17 protein-coding genes and 1 pseudogene are annotated in these 23,787 nt (G+C 40.6%); 17 read left to right on the top strand and 1 reads right to left on the bottom strand.

All coding sequences use genetic code 11. The features are described 5' to 3' along the window. Positions 1–943 precede the first annotated feature (943 nt). The 10 genes and pseudogenes from ABOA58_RS01860 to ABOA58_RS01905 all read left to right on the top strand — a co-directional run. Positions 944–1,079: pseudogene (locus ABOA58_RS01860) on the top strand (thioredoxin-disulfide reductase); the annotation flags it as partial. A gap of 53 nt (positions 1,080–1,132) precedes the next feature. Beyond that, complete coding sequence (locus ABOA58_RS01865) at positions 1,133–1,477, top strand: thioredoxin family protein (RefSeq protein ID WP_096340872.1); 345 nt, start codon at positions 1,133–1,135, stop codon at positions 1,475–1,477. 289 nt (positions 1,478–1,766) lie between these two features. Beyond that, complete coding sequence (locus ABOA58_RS01870) at positions 1,767–1,931, top strand: hypothetical protein (protein WP_350300990.1); 165 nt, start codon at positions 1,767–1,769, stop codon at positions 1,929–1,931. A gap of 42 nt (positions 1,932–1,973) precedes the next feature. Further along, positions 1,974–3,173 carry an FAD/NAD(P)-binding oxidoreductase gene (locus ABOA58_RS01875; protein ID WP_350302766.1) on the top strand — a complete coding sequence of 400 codons (1,200 nt, stop codon included), beginning with the start codon at positions 1,974–1,976 and terminating at the stop codon, positions 3,171–3,173. A gap of 62 nt (positions 3,174–3,235) precedes the next feature. After that, positions 3,236–4,669: an MBL fold metallo-hydrolase gene (locus ABOA58_RS01880; RefSeq protein ID WP_350300991.1), complete on the top strand. Its 1,434-nt coding sequence runs from the start codon at positions 3,236–3,238 to the stop codon at positions 4,667–4,669. Between the two features lie 220 nt (positions 4,670–4,889). Further along, complete coding sequence (locus ABOA58_RS01885) at positions 4,890–6,065, top strand: MalY/PatB family protein (RefSeq protein WP_350300992.1); 1,176 nt, start codon at positions 4,890–4,892, stop codon at positions 6,063–6,065. Positions 6,066–6,128: 63 nt separating this feature from the next. Continuing rightward, positions 6,129–7,574, top strand: a complete 1,446-nt coding sequence (locus ABOA58_RS01890) for a sigma-54 interaction domain-containing protein (RefSeq protein ID WP_350300993.1) — start codon at positions 6,129–6,131, stop codon at positions 7,572–7,574. Positions 7,575–7,798: 224 nt separating this feature from the next. Next, positions 7,799–9,277, top strand: a complete 1,479-nt coding sequence (locus tag ABOA58_RS01895) for an amino acid permease (protein ID WP_095679703.1) — start codon at positions 7,799–7,801, stop codon at positions 9,275–9,277. Positions 9,278–9,375: 98 nt separating this feature from the next. Continuing rightward, positions 9,376–9,753 carry a RidA family protein gene (locus ABOA58_RS01900; protein ID WP_264640119.1) on the top strand — a complete coding sequence of 126 codons (378 nt, stop codon included), beginning with the start codon at positions 9,376–9,378 and terminating at the stop codon, positions 9,751–9,753. Positions 9,754–9,849: 96 nt separating this feature from the next. Continuing rightward, positions 9,850–10,842 carry a D-cysteine desulfhydrase gene (locus tag ABOA58_RS01905; protein ID WP_350300994.1) on the top strand — a complete coding sequence of 331 codons (993 nt, stop codon included), beginning with the start codon at positions 9,850–9,852 and terminating at the stop codon, positions 10,840–10,842. 1,051 nt (positions 10,843–11,893) lie between these two features. Here ABOA58_RS01905 and ABOA58_RS01910 read toward each other — a convergent pair. Next, a complete protein-coding gene (locus ABOA58_RS01910) occupies positions 11,894–12,076 on the bottom strand; it encodes a hypothetical protein (RefSeq protein ID WP_101225656.1) in 183 nt (60 codons plus the stop codon). Positions 12,077–12,441: 365 nt separating this feature from the next. Here ABOA58_RS01910 and ABOA58_RS01915 point away from each other — a divergent pair, with 365 nt between their 5' ends. From ABOA58_RS01915 to essA, 7 genes are all read left to right on the top strand, one after another. Further along, a complete protein-coding gene (locus ABOA58_RS01915; protein WP_350302767.1) occupies positions 12,442–13,356 on the top strand; it encodes a nucleoside hydrolase in 915 nt (304 codons plus the stop codon). Positions 13,357–13,794: 438 nt separating this feature from the next. Further along, positions 13,795–14,085, top strand: a complete 291-nt coding sequence (locus ABOA58_RS01920) for a WXG100 family type VII secretion target (protein ID WP_034306171.1) — start codon at positions 13,795–13,797, stop codon at positions 14,083–14,085. 95 nt (positions 14,086–14,180) lie between these two features. Then, positions 14,181–14,420: an EsaB/YukD family protein gene (locus ABOA58_RS01925; RefSeq protein WP_053537134.1), complete on the top strand. Its 240-nt coding sequence runs from the start codon at positions 14,181–14,183 to the stop codon at positions 14,418–14,420. A 71-nt stretch (positions 14,421–14,491) separates the two neighbouring features. After that, positions 14,492–15,841: a type VII secretion protein EssB gene (essB, locus tag ABOA58_RS01930; protein WP_350300995.1), complete on the top strand. Its 1,350-nt coding sequence runs from the start codon at positions 14,492–14,494 to the stop codon at positions 15,839–15,841. Between the two features lie 30 nt (positions 15,842–15,871). Next, positions 15,872–20,353 carry a type VII secretion protein EssC gene (gene essC / locus ABOA58_RS01935; protein ID WP_350300996.1) on the top strand — a complete coding sequence of 1,494 codons (4,482 nt, stop codon included), beginning with the start codon at positions 15,872–15,874 and terminating at the stop codon, positions 20,351–20,353. Beyond that, positions 20,346–23,273, top strand: coding sequence for a type VII secretion protein EsaA (esaA, locus tag ABOA58_RS01940; protein ID WP_350300997.1), 2,928 nt, complete (start codon positions 20,346–20,348; stop codon positions 23,271–23,273). Before essC ends, esaA begins: the two co-directional genes overlap by 8 nt. Continuing rightward, complete coding sequence (gene essA, locus ABOA58_RS01945) at positions 23,260–23,742, top strand: type VII secretion protein EssA (RefSeq protein WP_350300998.1); 483 nt, start codon at positions 23,260–23,262, stop codon at positions 23,740–23,742. Before esaA ends, essA begins: the two co-directional genes overlap by 14 nt. The last annotated feature ends 45 nt before the right edge of the window (positions 23,743–23,787 follow it).

The following is a 23,787-nucleotide window of genomic DNA, read 5'->3' on the forward strand; positions in this document are numbered from 1 at the left end:
TATTATCCCCTACAGGTAGACTGAGGAAAAAGAGGACATGATAAAATGTTCTTAACAGTTTACCTGGGAGGGGATTTTTCTATGGCAAAAAATGGGGCGAAGAATTAATGCGAGAAGTCAATCGTTTGTAGTTGGATGAGGGATAGTCATATTGTCAGCCTCGTGAGCGATTTGGTTTAAAAAGTGATACGCAAAAAGCAGGTGTCCAATAAAGCTTTTTAAAGATAAACGTGGTGTATGGAAGATTAAGAAGTGTCGCTAAAAAATAACAAAAAATGAAGTAAAGGTACGTAATAAATCTTCCGTCAGAGTTAGCCACAAATTCTGTTCATGTAAGACCTATCCAGCTCTCTTTTGAGCCTGGCTTAGGACTGAACTGAAGGACGGCAGTATATACATCCAGTTTTAAATTCTATAATACCAGTAACGTTAAATCGCCTAAATAAATTGAAGGCGATTTTTTTCTTTCATCAGAAGTAACACATTAACATTGTTTATGTATCCTATTTCTGTTAACCGAAGCGAAAATAAAAATTCTTGTTAACCGCTATGTTAAAGAACCATTTTATTTTATTACAGGTGCAAAAATAGTTCCTATTCCTAAGAAGGCTTCAAGCTTGATGAGAAAGTCTTTTTAAGAGGAATGGTGGCAAAATTGAGAATTTATAAAGTGTGGGGGGTGCAAAACAAGCGGTTTTACAGGAGAAATTAGTTGGCATGATTTTTGCTTATATAAATAAGAGTAAATCAAGAAAGGAGGGAGAGCTGAATAGCCAACTATTCAGCTTTGTTGGTAAGAGTCTCAGGAGAGAAAATGACGACTATTGAAGTACTACTCTCCATTGTTTCAGGAACTATTGTCGGATTCGTACTTGGTTTGCTCGGCGGATGTGGATCAATTTACGGGACGATACGGAATATATCATCGTGAATCCTGGTACAAACAAATATTCCTGGTGTATTTTACCTGCGGGGATGTTCAAGATCATAAATACGGCCAAGCAATTACTGCTGCAGGAAGTGGTTGTATGGCTGCTCTGGATTGCGAAAGATATCTTGATGCAAGAGCGATCAAGTAATGGAGAGACAATCAGTATAACATTGAGAACAAAATATAGGGAGGATTGTAATTATGAAAGAGATCAAAACTAAGCAAGAGTTTGACGAGGCAATTTTATCAACAAAACCAGTTGTTGCCAAATTTTATGTTGAATGGTGCCCAGACTGTCAGAATACCAATTTATTCATGCCAATTGTAGAAGAAGCGTATAAAGAAAAAATAGATATGATCGCAGTAAATCGAGACCATTTTCCTGAACTATTAGAGAAGCTAGATGTGTATGGAATCCCAAGCTTTATTGCTTTTCAAGAAGGGAAGGAACTTAATCGCTTTGTAAGTAAAATCGGAAAAAGCCAGGAAGAGGTTGAACAGTTTCTCAATCAAATCGTAGAAGAAAGTGGAAAATTAAAAAGATAATCATTTACTAGTATTTAATTGGGAGGGCGCTATCCAAAAAGATTTCGGTGCCGCCTCCATACAAATCCAATACTGAAACTCAATTAGAGCTGCTCTACTTTGTAACGTTAATCAGAGACCCGCATCAATCTGAAGCCAATAAATATTGATAGTTACTCAATATTTATTGGCAATATATTCAAAATCACCGGTTTTATCAACTTATTTTTTGCATAGGAACTATACAGCGTTTAGGGCTAGAAGAGAAGAATATATAACTTTTAATATAACTTTTTTGCTTTAGGGGATTATGCTCGCATTTGTTGGATGGGGATTTGTCGGCGGAACAGTCAGAACTTGGCTGGCAGTGCTCTTAAGCAAACAGCAGCGTACGCTCCATTATGTATTTTCCGGTGTTGTTATGTTGGTCTCCATTTACATGCAAATCATTAATGCTGGAGTGTTAGATAGGTGAGCTACTTTATAAAATTGAGATGAGGAGATTAGAATGGCAAATATGAAGAATGAGACACATTACAAAATTTTGATTGTAGGAGGGGGCAGTGCCGGAATTACGGTTGCAGCCCGTCTCCTGCGTGAATCTCGCACTCTGAGCGGAAACATTGCCATCATTGACCCTGCGACGAAACATTATTATCAGCCATTATGGACACTTGTGGGAGCTGGCGAAGCTGACAAAACTGTGACACAAAGGGAGGAAGCATCCGTTATTCCGAGCGGAGCCGTGTGGGTACAGGATGCGGTTACCACATTTCAGCCGGATGAAAATGCTGTTGTAACAGCATCCGGAAAGAAACTGCACTACGAATATCTAGTTGTCGCTGCCGGGATTCAAATTAACTGGCATGAAATCAAGGGGTTAAAAGAGAGTATTGGAAAGAATGGGGTATGTAGTAATTACTCTTATGATTATGTTGATAGCACTTGGGAGGCGATCAGAAACTTTAAGGGGGGGACTTCCATTTTTACCAATCCGAACACGCCGGTAAAATGCGGTGGAGCTCCTCAAAAGATTATGTATTTGGCAGAAGATTATTTCAGAAAATCAGGAGTTCGCCCGCAATCTTCGGTTATTTTTGTTTCAGGTAGCCCATCCATATTCAATGTGAAAAAATATGAACAGGCACTAAATAAAATAATTGAACGAAAAGAAATCGAGACATGTTTTATGCATCATCTCATTGAAATTGATGGTGACAAGAAACGAGCGACATTTGAAAATCTGACCACAAAAGAGCATGTGGATATGCATTATGACATGATTCATGTGGTACCACCGATGAGCGCCCCTGATATTATCAAGAATAGTTCGCTCGCAGCTAGTAATGGTTGGCTGAATGTAGATAAATATACGCTGCAGCATGAACACTTTGACAATATATTTGGCATAGGGGATTGCACAAACTTGCCTACGTCAAAAACAGGGGCTGCAATTCGCAAACAAGCGCCCGTGCTTGTGCAAAATTTACTTCATCGGATGCGTGCCAAACAAATGGTTCATAAATATGACGGCTATACATCATGTCCACTTGTTACTGGATACGGGCGGCTTATACTGGCTGAATTCAATTATGATTTAAAGCCGCAAGAAACCTTTCCTATCGATCAATCCCGTGAGAGGTTCAGTATGTATGTATTGAAGAAAAACTTGCTTCCCGTTATGTATTGGAACGGGATGCTTAAAGGTATGATGTAATAACATTTCTAATAGGCATAACAAAACAAAAGTAAGTAAGACCCTTAAAAGGAGGATGATTTATGCTACTCAAGTATTTTTATGATGAGAAACTGGCTCAAGCTTCATACCTTGTGGGATGTCAGGCTACTGGCGAAGCGATCATTGTTGATCCGTCACGTAATATAGAACCTTATATTAAAACGGCTAGAGCACATGGTGTACGGATCGTGGGTGTAACGGAAACGCACATCCACGCGGATTTTTTATCTGGTTCACAGGAGCTAGCTTCAAGGCTTGGGGCCACATTGTATTTGTCTGATGAAGGAGGGGCGGACTGGAAATATGAGTACGCAACTGGGTATGAACACTGCTTTCTAAGAAATGGAGATGTATTTTCTATTGGAAATATGAATTTTGAGGTGGTACATACACCGGGACACACACCTGAACATATATCGTTGCTCGTAACAGATGGGGGTGCATCTACCAAGGATCCGCTCGGCATATTTACCGGAGATTTTGTATTTGTGGGTGATGTGGGGCGTCCCGACTTATTAGAAAAAGCCGTAGGGGTACATGGTTCCTCAGAAAAAATGGCACGCATGATGTTTCGGTCATTGCAACAGTTTAAAAACTTTCCAGACTATCTGCAAGTATGGCCAGGGCATGGAGCGGGCAGTGCCTGTGGAAAAGCGCTAGGTGCAATCCCGTCGTCAACCATCGGATATGAAAAACGGACAAATTGGGCATTGCAATATGATAATGAGGATCGCTTTATAGAAGCGCTGTTGGCTGGACAGCCGGAGGCCCCCCCTTATTTTTCAATGATGAAGCGGTTGAATAAAGAGAGAGCGCAGCAAATTCGTAGGATGGCAACACCACATCATATGGAGGTTTCAATAGATATTGTGCAGGAATGGACGGAACAGGGAATTGTCATTGATACGCGTCCAGCCAGTGAATTTGCCACCAAGCATATACGAGGGGTAATTAATATCCCTTATAACAAATCATTTGTAACTTGGGCGGGATGGTTGTTGGATTATGACCAGCATATATATCTTCTAGCATGCAATGCTGATGTGGCAGATATGATAAATGATCTCCAGTCCATTGGATTGGATCGCGTCATTGCAACAATGGAACCATATATCATTGAGCAGGCTGGCGAATCTGGTTCACGCGTTATGAAATATGAAGAAGTGACAATGGACATGATAGATGACGCAATTCAAACAGAAAGCATATATGTGCTTGATGTCCGAAGCATGGGCGAATGGGAGAAAGGCCATATTCCGCAGGCGAAGCATGTGATGCTTGGTCATTTACAGGAACAGGTACACAAAATTCCGCATGGTAAACCAATTTTGGTTTATTGCAAAACTGGCGGAAGATCCGCCATCGCTGCAAGCCTACTACAAGTTCATGGTTTTAAAGAAGTACAAAGCCTTGCAGGCGGTTATGAAGAATGGAGTAAACAGAAGAAGTTGCCACCCACTAGAGGTGCTAAATGAAATCTTTGAATTTTATCATCCATGCGAAAATTTTACCATGATTGCAAATGTGTAAATACTTATGATGAGAGGGTTTTTAAAAAATGTCCGCGGTATTAGGGGATTCAACCAAGGAATTCTATAAAAATAAGGAGATTTTATAAGAGAAATGGGTTGGCATGACAATTGCATATATAAAGAGGCAAGGTACACAAGCAAACATGAGAAGGAGAGATACTCGATGAAATATAATTTTGACCAAGAAATCCGTCGACTGAACACTGACTGCGAAAAGTGGGATGATCTTGAAAATCATTTTGGCGTAAAGGATGTTATACCGATGTGGGTGGCCGATATGGATTTTCAGTCTCCTCAACCTATCATCGAAGCATTAAAACAACGTGTGGAGCACGGTGTTTATGGCTACACGCTTAGACCGGACTCGTACATGGAATCCATTGTTGGTTGGCTGAAAAGAAGACATCGATGGTCCATTGAGAAAGAATGGATTACCCACAGCCCAGGAGTGATTCCAGCCCTATCGTTGGCGATTCAGTCCTTCACGCAGACAGGGGACAAAATAATTATCCAACCTCCTGTATACCATCATTTTGCTCGTGTAGTCCAAGCGAACGGCCGTGAAATTGTAAACAACCCGCTTAAGCTTGAAAATGGGCGTTATTCCATAGATTTCGAAGATCTAGAGGCAAAGATAGATTCATCGGTAAAAATGTTGATTCTGTGTAGTCCTCATAACCCGATCGGAAGGGTATGGAGCAAAGAAGAATTGACGAGATTGGGACAGATTTGTATGAAGCATAACATTCTCGTTGTCGCAGATGAAATTCATTTTGACTTTGTTTATAAGACACATACTCACATTCCTTTTGCCTCTATATCAGAAGAGTTTGCGAACCATTCTCTTACCTGTATTGCGCCAAGCAAAACTTTTAACCTGATGGGTGTACAGACGTCAAGTATCATTATTCCAAATCAGCAACTGCGCGATAGGTATGATCGAGAACTGAATACATTATCTATTGGTTCGCCGAACATATTTGGCGTTGTTGCGTTAGAGGCTGCTTACCGACACGGAGAAGAATGGCTGGATCAGCTTCTTGAATATTTGCAGGAGAATTTGGAGTTCACTCTGAATTACTTCAGCAAAAACATCCCGCAAATCAAAGTCATCCAGCCTGAAGGCTCATATCTTGTATGGCTTGATTGCCGGGAATTGGGAGTTGAAGAAATGGATCAATTTATGCTGCGCCGAGCAAGGGTTGCAATGAATGAAGGGCAGATTTTCGGTATGGAAGGTGAAGGGTTTATGCGGCTCAATATTGCTTGTCCACGTTCGATGTTGAAAAATGCTCTGGGTGGCATAGAAAAAGCTGTCTCCTCTTTGTGCAAAGCGTAGAAATTTATTTTATAATAAATTTATTTTATTATTTCATAAAGCGCAATAGCAGAGGAGGATAATATGGCAGGCTTTATCGGCATGCAGCAGTTTATTCAAGATTACGCTGAGAACACAGCAGGAATCCTTGGTCTGGATATAACCGTGCTTGATGAAAAGGGCGTTCGTATTAGCGGAACTGGCTACTATAAAGATCTCATTGGCAAAACGGCTCCGGAAGGCTCCTTTTTCAGAATGATATTGGAAACAGGGGAGCCTGGAGTGGTTTACGATGTGAAAAAAGATGAGTCGCAGTGTAGGAGTTGTAAATTCGTAAATCAATGCAAAGAACTCGCTACCATCGGGTTTCCTATTGTAAAGCAAGACAAACCAGTTGGCGTCATCGGCATGATTGGTTTTTCCCATGAACAAAAGGAGAAAATGATTATAGAATCAGAGAATCTGATCCAGTTTCTACGCAATGTTAGTACATTGTTAGTCAATAAATTAGCAATGCTGGACCCTGATAAAGAACCGGGTTGCAAAATTCAGGAAGAGATACCGATCCCCCAAAAAGCTATTTCTTTTGAAAACATTCTTGGTAAAGATTCCGGGCTTCAAGATGTTATTAAAAAAGCTAGACGGATTATAAACAGCCCATCCACTGTTTTGATAAGGGGAGATAGCGGTACGGGAAAGGAATTATTAGCCAAAGCGATTCATTTTGAAAGCAAGCGCCGAATGCATTCATTTGTGGCAGTAAATTGCGCAGCCATACCTGAGAGCTTGTTGGAAAGTGAGTTGTTTGGTTACGAGGGCGGATCATTTACCGGCTCGAGTCGGAATGGGAAAATGGGGAAATTTGAATTAGCGCACAAAGGAACCATTTTTCTTGATGAAATTGGTGATATGCCGCTTTTCTTGCAGCCAAAGTTATTACGGGTTTTACAAGAAAGAGAGATTGAAAGAATCGGTGGAAAAAAAGCAATCGAGATTAATGTACGGGTGATTGCAGCCACTCACCGAAACTTAGAGGAAATGGTGCGAAACGGTACCTTTCGCGAAGATTTATATTATCGTCTCAATGTCCTCCCTCTCCATACCAAACCTTTGAGAGAACGGCGTGATGATATAACTTTGTATCTCGAACATTTCATTCATAAACATTGTAAGGTCATGCAAAGGTATCCACTTAGACTTGACCCCATGCTGGAGCAATGGCTTATACGCTATGATTGGCCGGGGAATATACGTCAGTTGGAAAACGCCGTAGAATATATGGTCAATATGGCTGAATCAGATATAGTCGAATTCCATGATTTACCTGAATATCTGTTTCAACATGATCATCTCTCTGCCGATTGTAGAGGGTTAAGTTTGGAAGAAATGATTTCTGAATATGAAAAAGAAGTAATCCAGAACTATTTTCTGACTGAAAAATACCGAAATGATAAAGAACAAATTGCCCGGGAACTAAAGATTAGCCTGTCTACTCTTTATCGCAAGTTGGAAAAATACCAATTATGTTAACTTCTTAAAAGATTTCTATTTTACTCATTTAAAGTTACTTGAAATGAGAGAGTGCTCATATCAATTTCTCGCCTGAGTTTTTTGTGAGGACAAAAGCAGAAGGTAGAGGTATTTTAATAATTTACTGAAAGTTCTCTAAATAATCAAATAGATTATTCAAAAGAACAGCCAGATGAGCCTTGCATACAAAGTATTTGAACTATGAGTAAAAAGGGGGATACACTATGGGGAAATTAGAAGCAGAGATAAGTAACACCCTAGAAGAGCGAAATTCAAAAGGATCATTACAAAGGAAGCTGCAATCCAGACATTTAACGATGATGGCTATAGGTGGCGCTATTGGAACTGGATTGTTTGTATCCAGCGGATCGACGATTAGCACTGCGGGGCCGGGAGGAGCGCTTGCTGCATATATTCTGGTAGGAATCATGGTCTATTTTGTCATGAATAGTTTAGGAGAGCTATCGGCCTTCTTACCGGTCCCGGGGGCTTTTGACATCTATGCCTCAAAGTATATTGATCCTGCGTTAGGCTTTGCGTTAGGTTGGAACTATTGGTATACAACCGCGATAACGGTTCCTGCAGATTTGGTGGCCTCTACTCTTATTATGAAGTATTGGTTTCCGGACTCACCTTCTATCTTGTGGAGCGCACTTTTTCTGGGTTTGTTGCTAATCTTAAATGTTTTATCAGTCAAGGCATATGGGGAAAGTGAATACTGGTTTGCCGGTATTAAGGTCATCTCGATCATCGTATTTCTCGTTATTGGGGTTGCCATGATTTTTGGAATTATGGGAGGACATACGGTTGGGTTCAGTAACTTTACCCAAGGAGATGCTCCTTTCCATGGCGGGCTTGTATCTATCTTTAGTGTTGTGCTCATCGCGGGCTTTGCATTCCAAGGAACTGAGGTGATAGCGACGGCAGCCGGTGAAACCGAAAATCCATCGAAAAACGTACCGAAAGCAATTCGGTCAATCTTCTGGCGAATCCTTATTTTCTACGTGTTGACGATTTTTGTTATCGGTTTGATTATCCCTTATACGGATTCAAACCTGCTTAAATCCGGCGTTCAAAATGTATCTATCAGCCCCTTCACGCTTGTTCTTCAGAGAGCTGGGTTGGCATTTGCAGCTTCCGTCATGAATGCAGTGCTTCTTACGTCTGTTTTATCAGCAGCAAATTCAGCAATGTATGCTTCTTCACGTATGCTATGGGCACTGGCGAAAGAAGGAAAGGCACCACGAATCTTTGCACGGCTTAACAGGAAGGGAATTCCCATGTGGGCCCTTTGTACAACTGCTTTTATAGGACTTGCCTCTTTTTTGGCTTCCCTTTTTGGAAATGGTTCAGTTTTTATTTGGTTGGTAAATGCTTCAGCCCTTACCGGTTTTATCAAATGGTTCGGGATTGCCGTTAGTCATTACCGCTTCCGTAAGGCCTATGTAGCCCAAGGCAGAGATCTAAATGAATTGCCGTTTAAAGCCAAATGGTACCCGCTGGGCCCGGTTATCACGCTGTTATTTTTTGTGGTTTTCATTTTTGGGCAGACTCTTTTTTATGGAGATCAAATTAGCTGGGCAGAAATTATCGCCACGTATATAGGTCTTCCTATTTTCTTGCTTCTCTGGCTTGGTTATAAAATCATTAAGAAAACAAAAATAGTTCCTCTGATGGAGTGTGATTTTGAGCGCAAAGAATAAGAGGGAAGGCTTGTGATGAATGTAAGCGTTTTATTCAAAGGGGAATTAAATTCTATTCCGTATTAATAGTATTACCAAAAAAAAAAGAGGTGGTTTATATGATAATAGAAGCAATCATAACAAAAGAAGCCCCAAAGGCTATCGGTCCTTATTCACAAGGTATTAAGGCAGGAAATATAGTGTACACTTCAGGGCAGCTCCCAATTGATCCTGAAACTGGAGAAATGCCTGATAATATTGAGGAGCAAACAAGGATGTCATTGGAGAATCTTAAGAAGGTTTTAGAAGCGGCGGGATCAAGCTTACAGCAGGTAATAAAAACAACGGTTTTTTTAAGCGATATGAATCACTTTGCCGTGATGAATCATGTATATGGAGAGTTTTTCTCTGATAATTATCCAGCAAGAAGTGCGATTGAAGTTGCTCGTTTACCTAAAGATGCTTTTATTGAAATAGAAGCGTTGGCTATTATTTAATTATATATAAATGAAAAGGGAAGGCAGATTGATATTCTACTTTCTTTAATGTAAATATGGCCAGTCTTAAACAGAAAATTTCTGAGGAGTTTTAATATGAATTTAGCACAATTTCCTAGACAGCGATATACACCAACAGATACACCCATTGAGAAATTACATCATTTTTCCGAAGTTCTTGGTGGCCCTTCTATTTATCTTAAACGAGATGATTTACTTGGTCTGACGGCTGGGGGAAATAAAACAAGAAAACTAGAGTTCCTTGTTGCAGATGCATTGGATAAAGGTGCGGATACGTTAATTACATGTGGAGGCATTCAGTCAAATCATTGCCGCTTGACACTGGCTGCTGCGGTTAAAGAGAAAATGAAGTGCATACTTGTGTTGGAAGAGGGTCTTTCAAATTCTGAACCAGATTTTAACGGTAACTATTTTCTCTATCATTTATTGGGCGCTGAACAAATCAAAGTCGTGCCTAATGGAGCTGACTTAATGCAAGAAATGCAGAAAATAGCAAAAGAGGTAACAGAGAATGGACATAGTCCTTACATCATTCCGGTTGGGGGATCCAATGTCATTGGTGCAACGGGATATGTTGCTTGCGCCCAGGAGATCTTGGCACAGTCCTTTGACCAAGGAATTGATTTGAAAGCTGTTATTTGTGTAAGCGGAAGTGGAGGAATGCATGCGGGTTTGGTAGCCGGGTTTCATGGAAACCAAAGTGGAATATCAGTAATTGGAATAAACGTAAGCAGAGGAAAAGCTGAACAAGAGGAGAAAGTTTATCAGCTAGTTAAAGAAACTTTAGCACACATCGGCATTCCAAATTCAATTCCTCGTGAGGCCGTTACATGTTTTGATGAGTATGTCGGGCCGGGTTATGCTTTGCCTACACCTGAAATGGTGGAAGCTGTCAAGCTTATGGCAAGAACCGAAGGGATTTTGCTGGATCCGGTATATACGGGTAAAGCGGCAGCGGGGCTCATTGATTTAATACAAAAAGGCACCTTTAAGCCGGAGGATAACATCCTATTTTTACATTCTGGCGGCGCCTCATCGCTATACGCGAATACTTCTCTCTTTTATTGAAATTTGATTATTATATGGTGATAGTGTGAATCAAAAAAACAATAAAAATAGAAGGCAAGGGTAATATCCGGTTCTGGTTCTAAGATTCATTTATTTGAAAGAGGTATTTAGAATCAGTCCCATGCAGCCATAACAAATAGTTGATGAATGAACTTCATCTGATTTGGTATAGACTTGAACAATGTTTTCTCCTGCTGTGGGATAGAATATGATGAAAATTATCCCGTAAAAAGACTATTAAATAAGGTTTGTTTTGGTGCATTCGTCAAAAATGAGCTGGATGAAAATTTCCGGCTCATTAGAATCACAGTTTTCAAGAAAACATTCACCATAATGTACATGTCCTTTCCTTCCACATATTCAGTTTTCAGTCATTGGTTCAATCCCATCGTCTTCCAATAGAAAAGCTCCATTTGGCTAAGCTGCTTAAAGCTTAACCAAATGGAGCTTTTAAAGGGTATGTGGGATATCCTTTTTTTTTGTAAATGTAGTATATCTCTTGTTAAAATTTAATTCTATAATCGATATACGTTTTTTCTTTGTTTGGCATTTTATCGACAACTGGAGATTACATACGGAAAAACAGTTGTTTTTTTCTTTTCTTTTCATCAAATGCTAAAAGTCTCATCCAATAATTGATAAATGACAAGCATTAGAATGACATCGTTCCCTGTTGCTTTGTATTTAACTTGCTGTTCTATTCCAAATTAATGGCCATTAACCGTCATCAACATCTGATTGTAATCACTTACAAGTTCATCCCATAACAGTGGACCGCTAGTAGACCCTACAGCAATAGATTTATTCTTTTGAACCTAAGGATAAATAATATGAGAAGCGATAAAATGGGTTATCCTATAGCGATTTAAAAATTCTTTTGACCATTATGTCCGTTTGAAGATTTTCCATGTCATCTATTAAAAATAAGTATTCATAGCTTCCTGCCTTAACAGTTGCGAAAGAGCCAATCCATTAGGAGAAGCTCCCTTATAGTATTAGTATATTCAGTCAGAAATGAAATTCCCTCGTTTTTTAAATAGGCCGTTGGGGATCAATGGATGGAAACGAATTTATTCCTCAATTCCTCTTCCGTTACTTCGATCTTTCCTTTCAAATCTTCAGCCAGTAATACATAGCTTTTCACGCCAATGAATTCTGAATGTGATATTAAAAAGAATTTTGTTCCTTTTTTATACGCAGAAGGATCATCTTCAATCAATTTAAACATTTTCATCCTTTTTCCACCTTGGATATCATATTCGTAACGCATGTATTCATAACTGCCTTTTGAGTAGACTTAATTGCATCGAACAAGTTGAAAAGGAATTAGTTCACTACTAAGATACAACTTCTTCTTTTCACTTTTTATATCATTGATATTTATGGGCGGTCAACTATTTTTACTGGTAGAAACAAGAACCAGCTGGCATTGTCATTTGTTTGCGAATTATGATTATTCCTAACTTTCTGTGGAAGTGCCTATCGTTGAATGTTAAAATTCAGTTGGAAACAGTGATTCTTTATACATATGAAAGAGAAAAGAGAGGCATTGAATTTGTTAAAAAGGCTCTCAAAAAGTGTTTGGAAGGTGTGGAAATATTGAAACCGATCATATTTGATGTAGATACTGGGATTGATGATGCCATGGCGATGGCATATGCTTTAAATTCCCCTGAATTGGAAGTGCTCGGATTTACCACTTGCTTTGGTAACGTGCCCGTTGTTGAATCAACCCGCAATACGCTTGCCGTTTTGGAGAAATTAAATAGGCGCATTCCGGTTTTTGAAGGTGCTGACCAAACTTTGGTGCGCGGAAGGAAGAAGAGGTATCCCAAGCATGTACATGGGGAAGACGGGTTAGGAAATACCCTTCGGTTTGAACCAACCATCAATGCAGCACAAGGAAATGCAGTAGATTTCATTATCGATCAAGTGCAAAGCCGACCGCATGAAATCACGATTATTGCAGTTGGACCACTGACTAACATCGCATTGGCGATTAAAAAAGCCCCAATGACCATGTCCTTAGTAAAAGACGTCGTTATTATGGGCGGTGCCGTAAACGTACCAGGAAATGTAACCCCTTATGCTGAAGCGAACATAATATCAGATCCTGAAGCAGCACATCAGGTATTGACTTCAGGACTGCCAATCACCCTAGTGGGGCTTGATGTGACGCTGCAAACATATCTGCTGAAATCGAAGCTTGATGATTGGCGTGCCACTGGTAAGGAAAGCGCCGAATTTTTAGCGGAAATGACCGATTATTATATGAAAGCATATGAAAACTCTCATCCAGGTTTGGGCGGTTGCGCCCTTCATGATCCGCTTGCAGTCGGGGTAGCGATTGATTCAAGTTTTGTGAGTGCAGAATGGATGAACGTCAAGGTGGTGACCGAGGGTGAAGAAACAGGCAGGACAATCGGTCAAAAGGATGGCGAACCAAGAATCCGCGTCTGTACGAATGTGGAAGGTGCTCGGTTTGTGAAACATTTCTTGGAACGGGTTATATGATATTGAATCATGTATTAATTATTAAGGCTGTCTCTTTTCCCAAAACCTTTGGGAAGAGATGGCCTGTTTCTGTTGAATAAATAGATCGGAGTCAGGCCGAATTATTATAGTGGCATTCAAGCTTTAATCAAACGTTTGATTAAAAGGAAAGTCTAAAGTCACTATTATTATGATGAAAACCATATTATTGGGTTGTGGTTCGGAAATATTGGGTATAAGGAACTTTTTTTACCATAAATAAGTAAAATTTTAAAAAATATTTAAAAAATGGGTTTGGAAATATGAAAAAACAGGTACATAGACTTTTGTAATGCCATATTTAGGGTTTTTTGCATAATCATAATTTACCATTTTTCGACTTTGTGGTTATTTATATGGCAGAAAATGTATGGTTCTATTAAAATGTACTATATAAGATAAAAGGAGGAGTTTTTTTCTATGTCACAAATTCGCGTAACACCTTCAGAACTGAAAGATGTAGCCAGACAATATGATAATGAGAGCCAACAAGTAACGGATATGATTGGTCGTTTAGATAGAATGAGAGATCATTTAACTGGTATTTGGGAAGGTTCTTCCAGTGAGGCTTTCGTAGGCCAGTACGAAGAATTAAAGCCTTCATTCATGGATATGGCTCGCTTGTTGAATGAAGTTTCTCAACAATTGAATAAATCAGCTCAAATCCTTGAAGACACAGATAATCAGATTGCTAGTCAAATTCGCGGATAATCATTAGGTCAATGAGATAAAGAAATTTCTAGGAAAAAGCGCCGCGACTCTTTATGAAGATCGTGGTGCTTTTTTGCTTTAAAGAGGTGGTTTCCATATATATTCAACTAACGATTGATTTAAACAGGTATACAGGGGAAGTATTTGATTTGCAAGTGTCGAATTACCGCTCCATCAAAAAGGTTGTGGAAATCATATGGCAGGTAAAGGATATTGCCAGTGCACCTAAAGAAGGCTATTGGGTGCGGGTCCAGAATAAAGAGTTCGTATGTTCAGGTTATGAAACCCTGCTTGATAGCGGAATTACGACGGGGGACCGCCTAGAGATCCTCTAATGGATTAAGTGTGGACTCTTTATAGGAAAAAAGTCTAAAGCCCTTTAGCAGGGGTAAAGGAGTTACATAAAATGGATGAGAAAAAATCCTCATATCTGGAGAAAAAAACAGAAGCTGCAATGATGAAGGATGATAATGGGCATTTGTTCGTTTTCCAACGGGCAAAATTATCGATGCAAGACCCACTGGAATTACAGCTTATTCATGAAGCGGATGATGCTCTCCAGAAACATATAGAAGTGACAGAGGACGAGGTGCAGATCAGAGTAAATCCACCAGCCTCTTTTTTTGTTTTTTCCAAAGCTAAAGATAAAAATCCATTGAGTAGATGGTTATCGTCTTATCAAATCTTGAAGAAAATCAGGAATCATGAATTGAGTCGCCTGCAACTTGTCGTTTGTCCGGAAAATATCGTTTTTGATTCAAGCTTGACCCCATATTTCCTGCATTATGGCGTAAAAGACAGTTTGCCTCCTTATGAGCATAATCAGGATGAGCTGTTTAAAGAAACGAAGGCAACGATTTCAGCGCTTGTGGATGGGCAGTATGCATTCGAAGAGTATCTGCTTTACCATAAAACCCTGAAACTATCGAGCGAATCACAAAGCATATTGGCAGCGGGGACTTGGGATGAGCTTTCCACGGTCATTCAAAATCGGATAGATGCTTTAGAGAAGGAAGAAAAAGCATTTGTGCATATCCCTGAAAAGAAATGGAAAACGGGCCGTTATACACTTTGGGGTACGGTGATCGTTCTAGTGCCGCTGCTATTGTTTACGATTTACACACTATTCTTCTCCCAACCTAAGCAGGATGCATATGTAGAAAGCGGTGAAAGCTTTTTAAATCAAAAATACAGTGAAGTCATTGACCGGTTGGAGAACTACGATCCGAAAAATATGCCTTATGTCGTTCAATATGAACTGGCGAAGTCCTACGTCGCTTATGAACCGTTGGGTGATGTCAGGAAGAAGAATGTAGAAAATGCAATCACTTTGCAGACTGATAGCCAGTATCTCTTATATTGGATTTATATAGGCAGGGGCATGAGTGAAGACGCGATTGATTTGGCGAGAATCATGGAGGATCGTGAATTGATTATGTATGGACTCGTAAATCTGAAAGAACAGATTAAGTTGGACGATAACCTTTCCGGGGAAGAAAAGGAAACGCAAATTAAAGAAGTCGATACGGAGCTATCCCAATATGAAAATGAACTAAAGGAATTGAAAAAGCAATTGGAGGAACAGCAAGATGAGAACCAGCCTTCAACAGAGTCTACTTTAGAGGACAAAGGCGAAACGGAAGCAAAGCCTGCTGTAAAAGAAGAAGCGGAAAACGAACCTGCTTCTGGTGAGAAAGAGGAAAGTAAGGATTCCTCCAATAAATCATCTGAAGAAAAAGAGAAAAGCAAAGAGTGAGCAATGGGCCTTTTGCGGAGGTGAGATTTAATGAGTTTATTATGGATTTATTCTAAGGGAAACTACCAATCCTATACGATCAAGGATAATCATAACGGTCCAATTACGATTGGGCCATCAAAGCAGGATACGATCACCATATATTCCATTACCTTTGAACATGGTCCTATCAAGCTGAATAAACCTGAAGGACTTGATGGATATGAGGTGTTTAGAGAGGACATGAAGCTTGGTGATATAAAGCCATTCCAGAGCTTCACCTTTCATGAAGGAGAAGAAAAGGTCGAGATTTATTATACGGCTGGGGAATTGGAAGAAAGCCTCTATTATATAGGCAACTTGAAAGAAATCACTTTATCGGCCAAGGCGGGAGCGACTATCCGTAAAGAAGGGCCCGTTTCCGGCAATGGGGTTTCCTTTGTGCTCCATAAAGGGCAGTGGCTACTCATGCCAAAGGAAAACTGCGGGATATTCCTGAATGGTGAAAGAGTAACGAAAGCTGTTCCCATTCAAAATGGTGATCTGATTTGCTGGCCGAATATGGTGCTGAGGTTGATTGAAGGCGACTTATTGATGATTCATAGTGCCGAGAGCTATGAAACATCTTTAGCTAAAATGAAGAAGCCAATCTCTGAAATGAAAAAAAACTATCCACAATTTCGCCGGACACCAAGGATGATCTACGAATTGCCGGATGAGAAAGTGACGATATCTTTTCCGAGCCAAGAATCGGAAGATAATAATAGAGGGTTATGGCTGATCCTTATGCCGCCTTTAATGATGCTAATCGTCATGGGGGTCATCACGGTCATTCAGCCTCGGGGCATTTTCATCATCATATCGATTGTTATGTTCACAACGACTTTAGTTACCTCGACGGTACAATACTTTAAAGACAAAAAGAAGCAAAAACTCAGAGAAGAAAAACGTCAACGTGTATATACAAGGTATTTAGAGCAGAAGAGGGAAGAACTGCAAGAGCTGTCTGAAAAACAAAAGAATGTGCTGTTCTATCATTACCCTTCCTTTGAAAGGATGAAGCTGCTGACTGACAGCATTAGCGACCGTATATGGGAGCGAACTTTGGAAAGTGAAGATGCTCTGCATTTTAAAATCGGAACGGCGACCATACCATCAAGTTATCAGGTGTCGGTAAATAGCAGTGATATGTCCAATCGGGATATAGATGATTTACTTGAGCAGTCGCAGGAACTTGTGGATGTATACAAAAACCTGGATGATCTTCCGTTATCGATCGATTTATCAAGCGGATCGATGGGCCTGGTCGGAAAGGAATCGATTGTTAAACGGGAGCTGCAGCAACTGATTGGGCAACTGGCCTTTTTTCATAGTTATCATGATGTTCGCTTTGTGGCCATTTTTCCGGAAAAGGATTATCAGGAATGGGAATGGATGAAATGGCTCCCTCATTTTCAATTGCCGCATGCCTATGCAAAAGGCTTTATATATAATGAGCAGTCACGTGACCAGCTGCTGACCTCGATTTATCAGCTATTGAGGGAAAGAGATTTGGATGAGAACAAAGGGAAGGTGAGATTCACTCCCCACTTTGTCTTTATTGTCACGGATCGTAATTTAATTGCGGAGCATGTCATATTGGAATATTTAGAAGGTAAAACAGACGATTTAGGCATCTCGACGATTTTTGCAGCGGATGCAAAAGAGAGTTTGACGGAAAATGTCCATACACTAGTGAAGTATATCAATGATTTTGAGGGTGAGATTCTCATCCAGCAAACGAAGGCCGTTCATACTCCATTTACACTTGATGCACATTCAAAAGAAGGGAATGAGCGTTTTGCACGTACGCTGCGTTCACTTGATCATCAAAAAGGCATGAACAATTCCATACCAGAAACGGTATCATTCCTGGAATTATTGAAAGCTCGTGAAGTGGAAGATCTGCCTATCGGCCAAAACTGGCGGACCAATCAGTCTTCCAAATCCTTGGCTGTTCCCATTGGATTGAAAGGGAAAACGGATAGGGTTGAATTGAATTTGCATGAAAAGGCGCATGGCCCCCATGGTTTGGTTGCTGGAACGACAGGATCGGGAAAAAGTGAATTACTGCAAACCTACATCCTTTCATTAGCCGTTCATTATCATCCACATGAAGTTGCCTTTTTGCTCATTGATTATAAAGGCGGGGGAATGGCACAGCCATTCAGGCAGATTCCGCATCTGCTGGGAGTCATTACGAATATTGAGGGGAGCAAGAACTTCAGTGCAAGGGCACTAGCCTCCATCAATAGCGAATTGAAGAAACGCCAGCGCATGTTTGATCGATACGAAGTCAATCATATCAACGATTACACGGATTTATACAAAGAAGGCAAAGCGGATGAACCGTTACCGCATTTATTTTTGATATCAGATGAGTTTGCGGAACTTAAAAACGAAGAACCTGATTTTATCCGCGAATTAGTGAGTACGGCGCGAATTGGACGGAGCTTGGGAGTTCATTTAATTCTTGCTACACAAAAGCCGGGCGGTGTTATTGATAACCAGATTTGGAGCAATGCCCGCTTTAAAATTTCCTTGAAAGTGCAAGATGCCAATGATAGTAAGGAAATTCTTAAAAATAGCGATGCGGCAAATATTACTGTCACCGGACGGGGATATTTGCAGGTAGGAAATAACGAGGTTTATGAATTGTTCCAGTCTGCGTGGAGCGGTGCACCATATTTAGAGGATACGGTTGGATCTGAGGATGAAGTGGCACTAGTCACGGACCTTGGACTTGTTCAAATCTCAAATGTAACGGAACAAACCACTAATAAGAGGAAAGAAAAGATTAGTGAAATTGAAGCCGTGGCGGACCGAATTGTGGCGACACAGGAAGAAATGGAGATTAAGAAGTTGGCAAGCCCATGGCTGCCTCCTCTTTCAGATCGCTTATCGAGAAATGCTGAAAGAAGCCTGACGATGAATCAAATCCACCTGGGAATGAAGGATGAGCCCGAATTGCAGAGCCAGACAAATTATGTCTATAACTGGATTGAAGATGGGAATGTTGGTGTTTTTGGTTCTTCCGGGTACGGCAAGTCAACCACCGTATTGACACTTCTCTTTAGTTTTGCAGATCAATTCAGTCCTGAAGAATTGCATTATTATATTTTCGATTTCGGGAATAGCGCTTTACTGCCAATGCGCCAGCTGCCTCATACTGGGGAATACTTTAGGTTCGATGAGCTAAGGAAAATCGAAAAATTCATGTTATTCATGAAGGCGGAAATGGAAAGGCGTAAGCAGCTTTTTTCAGAAAAGGAGCTTAGTAACATAAAGCTTTATAATGCATTAGTGGAAGATAAATTGCCGATTATTTATATCGTGGTAGACAATTTTGACTTAGTGAAAGATGAGATGCAGGACCAGGAAGCGCAATTCGTTCAGTTTGCACGTGATGGACAATCACTTGGAATATTCATGATTTTAACGGCAACGAGAATCAATGCGATTCGCCAGCCGTTAATGAATAGTCTTAAGACGAAGGTCGTCCATTACTTAATGGACAGTTCGGAACAATATTCGGTTTTGGGAAGAACCCCTTATGAAAATGAACCTGTTCCGGGAAGGGCGTTAGTGAAGAAGGACCAAACCTATCTCACGCAGGTTTATCTTCCAGCCGATGGAGCGGATGATATAGCCGTTTTGGAAGAAATGAAACAGGCCGTGGCAGATCATAAGGTCAAATATAAGGAAATGGCCAAGCCGCCGGCGATTCGGATGTTACCGGCACGTCTTGATTCCAGCAGCTTCAAGAGTTACTTCTCACAAGCCATTAAGAAGGATTCCATTCCAATCGGTCTTTCAGAGGAAAGCGTTACGCCTGTTTTGTTGGAGTTGAATTCCAATCCATTCCTGCTTGTCGTAGGACAGTCACGTAAAGGGAAAACGAATGTCCTTAAAGTGCTGCTGGAATCGTTGCTTACACAGACAATAGGGGAAATTGGTTTATTTGACGGAGTGGATCGTGGCCTATCTTCTTATGCCTTAGAGGAAAAGGTGCGCTATTTGGAGACAAAAGATCAGATAACCGAATGGCTCGATCATATCACTGGAATATTTGAAGAACGTGAACGAAGTTATCTAGCGGCATTGGAAATGAAACCGATGAAGCAACTGGAATTCCCAACGATCATGTTTGTCATAGATAGCATCTCAAGGCTCCAACAAACGATCGACGGCAGGATTCAGGATAGGATCAGCGGTTTGATGAAACAATACAGCCATCTTGGGTTTAGTCTGATTGTCGCTGGAAATGCCAACGACTTCACCAAGGGATATGATTCGTTGACAACCGAATTGAAACAAGTCAGACAAGCTGTTTTGCTTATTAAAAAATCGGACCAAAGCTTGTATACCCTCTCTTATTCAAGAAAAGAAGAAGAAATACAGCCGGGTTACGGATACTTTGTGTTGAATGGCCAGGAGAGTAAAATCCAAATTCCACTAAGTGAAGAAAGAAGGAGAGTGCAAGAGAGTGTCTGAAAAAATAAAACCGATGCTGTTAATCGGTAAAATACTGGTGATCTTAGCGCTGCCAATCCTGTTTTTTTCTTATATTGGTCAAAATCCAATGAAAAAGACAGAAACGGCTTCTCGTGAAATCGCCATTGTTAATGAAGATAATGGCACTGAATTTAACAATAATCCCATTTATATGGGCTCAGAGCTTGTTACTACACTGGACAAGGATTCTGAATATGAGTGGTTTGTGGTAAATAGGAGTACGGCGGAAAGTGGACTTGCAAATGAAAAGTATGATGCAGTCATATATTTTCCATCCGATTTCTCAGAGAATATTTATACATTCGATGATGAACAGCCTATCAAGGCGGGGATTAAGTACAAGGTACAACCTAGTTTGAATGCAGAGAACATGGAAAAGGTACAAAAGGAATTAGAGAAGACAAAGAGCAAAATGAATAAGCATATTTCAACACAGTATTGGAGCTATGTTTCCCAATCAGTCGAGGACATCCGTAAGAAGTTCGATAATGTCCTTGCTAAAGAAATCGCTTTTCAAAACACGATGTATGAGTTTTATACTCCAAGCTCGGAAAGCCTTGCCGGCGAAATCAAGCAGCATAAGGACATGCTTGAAGGAGTTTTTGCCGAGACGAAGGATGCTGGCAAAACAAGTAATGAAACAATGGATGAAATAGGGAACACGAAGACTCAAATGGCTTCCTTTGTGAAAGATGTAGTTTCTTTTGAGGAATATCAAAAAGCTCAAAGTATCCTTTTTGAGAAAACCTCTGCCCAAAATCAGCAGCTTGTCAAGGAGAGTGTACAATCATATGACAAGGTGCTGAATGAGGGCAACCAAACAATACCTGAGATTCAGCAAGGGATGAATACGAAATACAGTCTTAATGATCAAGGCATTAGTGAGAATGTTGGAATCATGCAGCAGAAGCTCGATTCCAGCAGTAATGAATTGGAACAATTTTCAACAAGCATGAAGGATAAACAAGTAGAACAAATTACGAAAATCACTCAAGATCAACAAAGCTCGATTGAACAATTGAAACAATCGGAAGAGGCTGGTCTTGATAACCTTCAGTCTACCTTGCTTGCGCAAAGAGGGAATCTTGCAAGCAGCTCTGGTGATGGGGAGGTTATTGGTGAAGGAACGAAGCCTATGGAAGATATTGAAACGGAAACGGGAAAAGGTGAATCGGTTGCCGCACCTGAAAAGAAGGATCCGATTGATGAACTGTCACTGCAGGTATTGCTGGATCAAATCACTGGGATTAACACGGCACTTGAAAGTTTGGTGCCGGCAGAAGGAAGTGAAGGAGCTGCTGAACAAATCAACATCCTTACAGCGGAACTCCAAGCGGAAATCAATAATCTCAGCGGAACGGTAAACGGCAGAACGGGAAATTATAACCAAGTGATCACGGAGTTTAATACACTGGTAGATTCATATAATGATCTGCTGACGCAGTTTACGCAATTACAAGCTGATTATAATGAACTCGGCACGAATTATAAGGATTTAGGTGACCAATGGAAAAAGTCACAGGAAGATATTCAAAAATTACAGGATATCCAAAGCATGACAATCGACGAGGCCATTGCAGAAATCAAGACTCTCGAACAATCACTTCTTGAAAAGGTGGGGGGAGAAAGGCGAGCGGTGCTGGTGAAGGCCTTTGAAAATCCTATCACGAATCGGGATTCAACTACCCTCCTTGCCTATTACGGTTCACTCTCATCTTATGGTGAATTGGCTGAAAGAGTCACGGAAGCAAATGTAGATAAGGTATTTGCAGCCAATATAAAAGAATTGGAAAACTTGAAAAATGGGGTTTCCGGAAACGTAGATGAAGAAGCGAAACTCGTTAAAGCCAGTTTAGCAGGAGTCAATGAGAACTTCGGAATGTTCTCAGATTCCATTATTGGTTATATGAAAGAATATGATGCTAACGTTGAAACGGGGCAGAAAGCTACTTTAGCTGAATTAGCGGCAATTACCGGCAAGGCCCAAGAAGTGTCTGCCAATTTGTCAGATCATATGGAAGTTCCTGAAATGGAGGCCGAACAGCCAGTTAACCTTGATGGAGAAATGTTTGTATCACTTCAAGACAATACGGCAACAACTGTCGGCTTCATTTCCGAGCTTGTCAATTCTGTAGCGGAACGGCAGGACACTGTCACGAAGGATACAGCAGACCTGCAAGCGAAAGTGGGGTCAGTACAGGAAAGGGCCGATCAGCTTAATGATAATTGGTCCCAAAATGTAGACTCGACCGTAAAAATAAAGACGGACGTCTATAGTGTCTTGAATAACACTCTAGTCGATGATCAGGAGAACGGATATGTGTACGAATATTTAGCAAATCCCGTACAAATCAGCGGGGAAGTCCTGCATCAGGAAAAGGTTAATATCCCGCCGATCGTCATGTTGGTGATCATACTCATATCTGGGTTATTGATCGGTTTCTTCCTGCATCATTATGAAACCATTCCAATGATGGTCCATGCGGCCTTGTTTGCCTTATTGAATCTGATCGTAGGTTTAATCATCAGCATGTATGGTTTGAAGATCTATCCACTGGGAGATATGCAGGAGATTAAATGGACCGTTTTCACCGTCCTGCTTTTATTCTTCTGTTCAGCGTTTACCCGGCTTGCCTTCTCGATTGGGCCGTTTGTCGGTGCTATCCTGGTGATTGGTTTGATCAGTTTCTTTACCATTCCATTATTGGATTTAATCATGCCTAATTTCAATGTAGACCACCCGGTTGCAGATGTATATATGTCCATTCAATTCGGAAATCAGTCGGCATTCATTCCGGCTAGTATCATCTTGATTGTGCTGACGCTTATTGCAACGATCATTCCATATATAGTGAAGCGTCTTACAGAAAGAAGAGCAATGGCCCATGAAGTGGAATAAATACGTAATGCCTGTCTTGCTCATCCTGTTTTTTAGCCATGCACCTCATGGCGGGGCGGAAGATGAACCCATGGTGGAGCCCAATGAATATCAAGAAAACGATATTGATATTCAAACTGAGTATTTCCATGAAGAAGGATTGTTGGATCAGAAGCGGAAACTGCCTGAAGAACAAAAGGACCTCACTTTTGAAAGAGGGAAATATGATGTCATTGACTCGGTGGAGGACTCATTGTTTCTGTCTCCGGTAACGGGGAATCAAAATAATACCATCGCTTCAAAAGCGGATCAGCTTGGATTATTCTCGGAGGTCGACGTTCGAACGAGAAGCAAAGAAGAAACAGAGCCTTCCCTTAATTTTGACCTGACGATATTGCTTGGCATCGTTTTGGCACTTTTGGTCGTTTGTTTGTTTTTTATCCTTATCCCGAAAATGGGGAAACTGAATGGAGAGGTTAAACGAAAATGAAAAAAGCCCGATTCCTGGCATAAGTCAGGAATCGGGCTTTTTTGC

It is taken from the genome of Peribacillus frigoritolerans, from assembly GCF_040250305.1.
GTDB lineage: Bacteria > Bacillota > Bacilli > Bacillales > DSM-1321 > Peribacillus.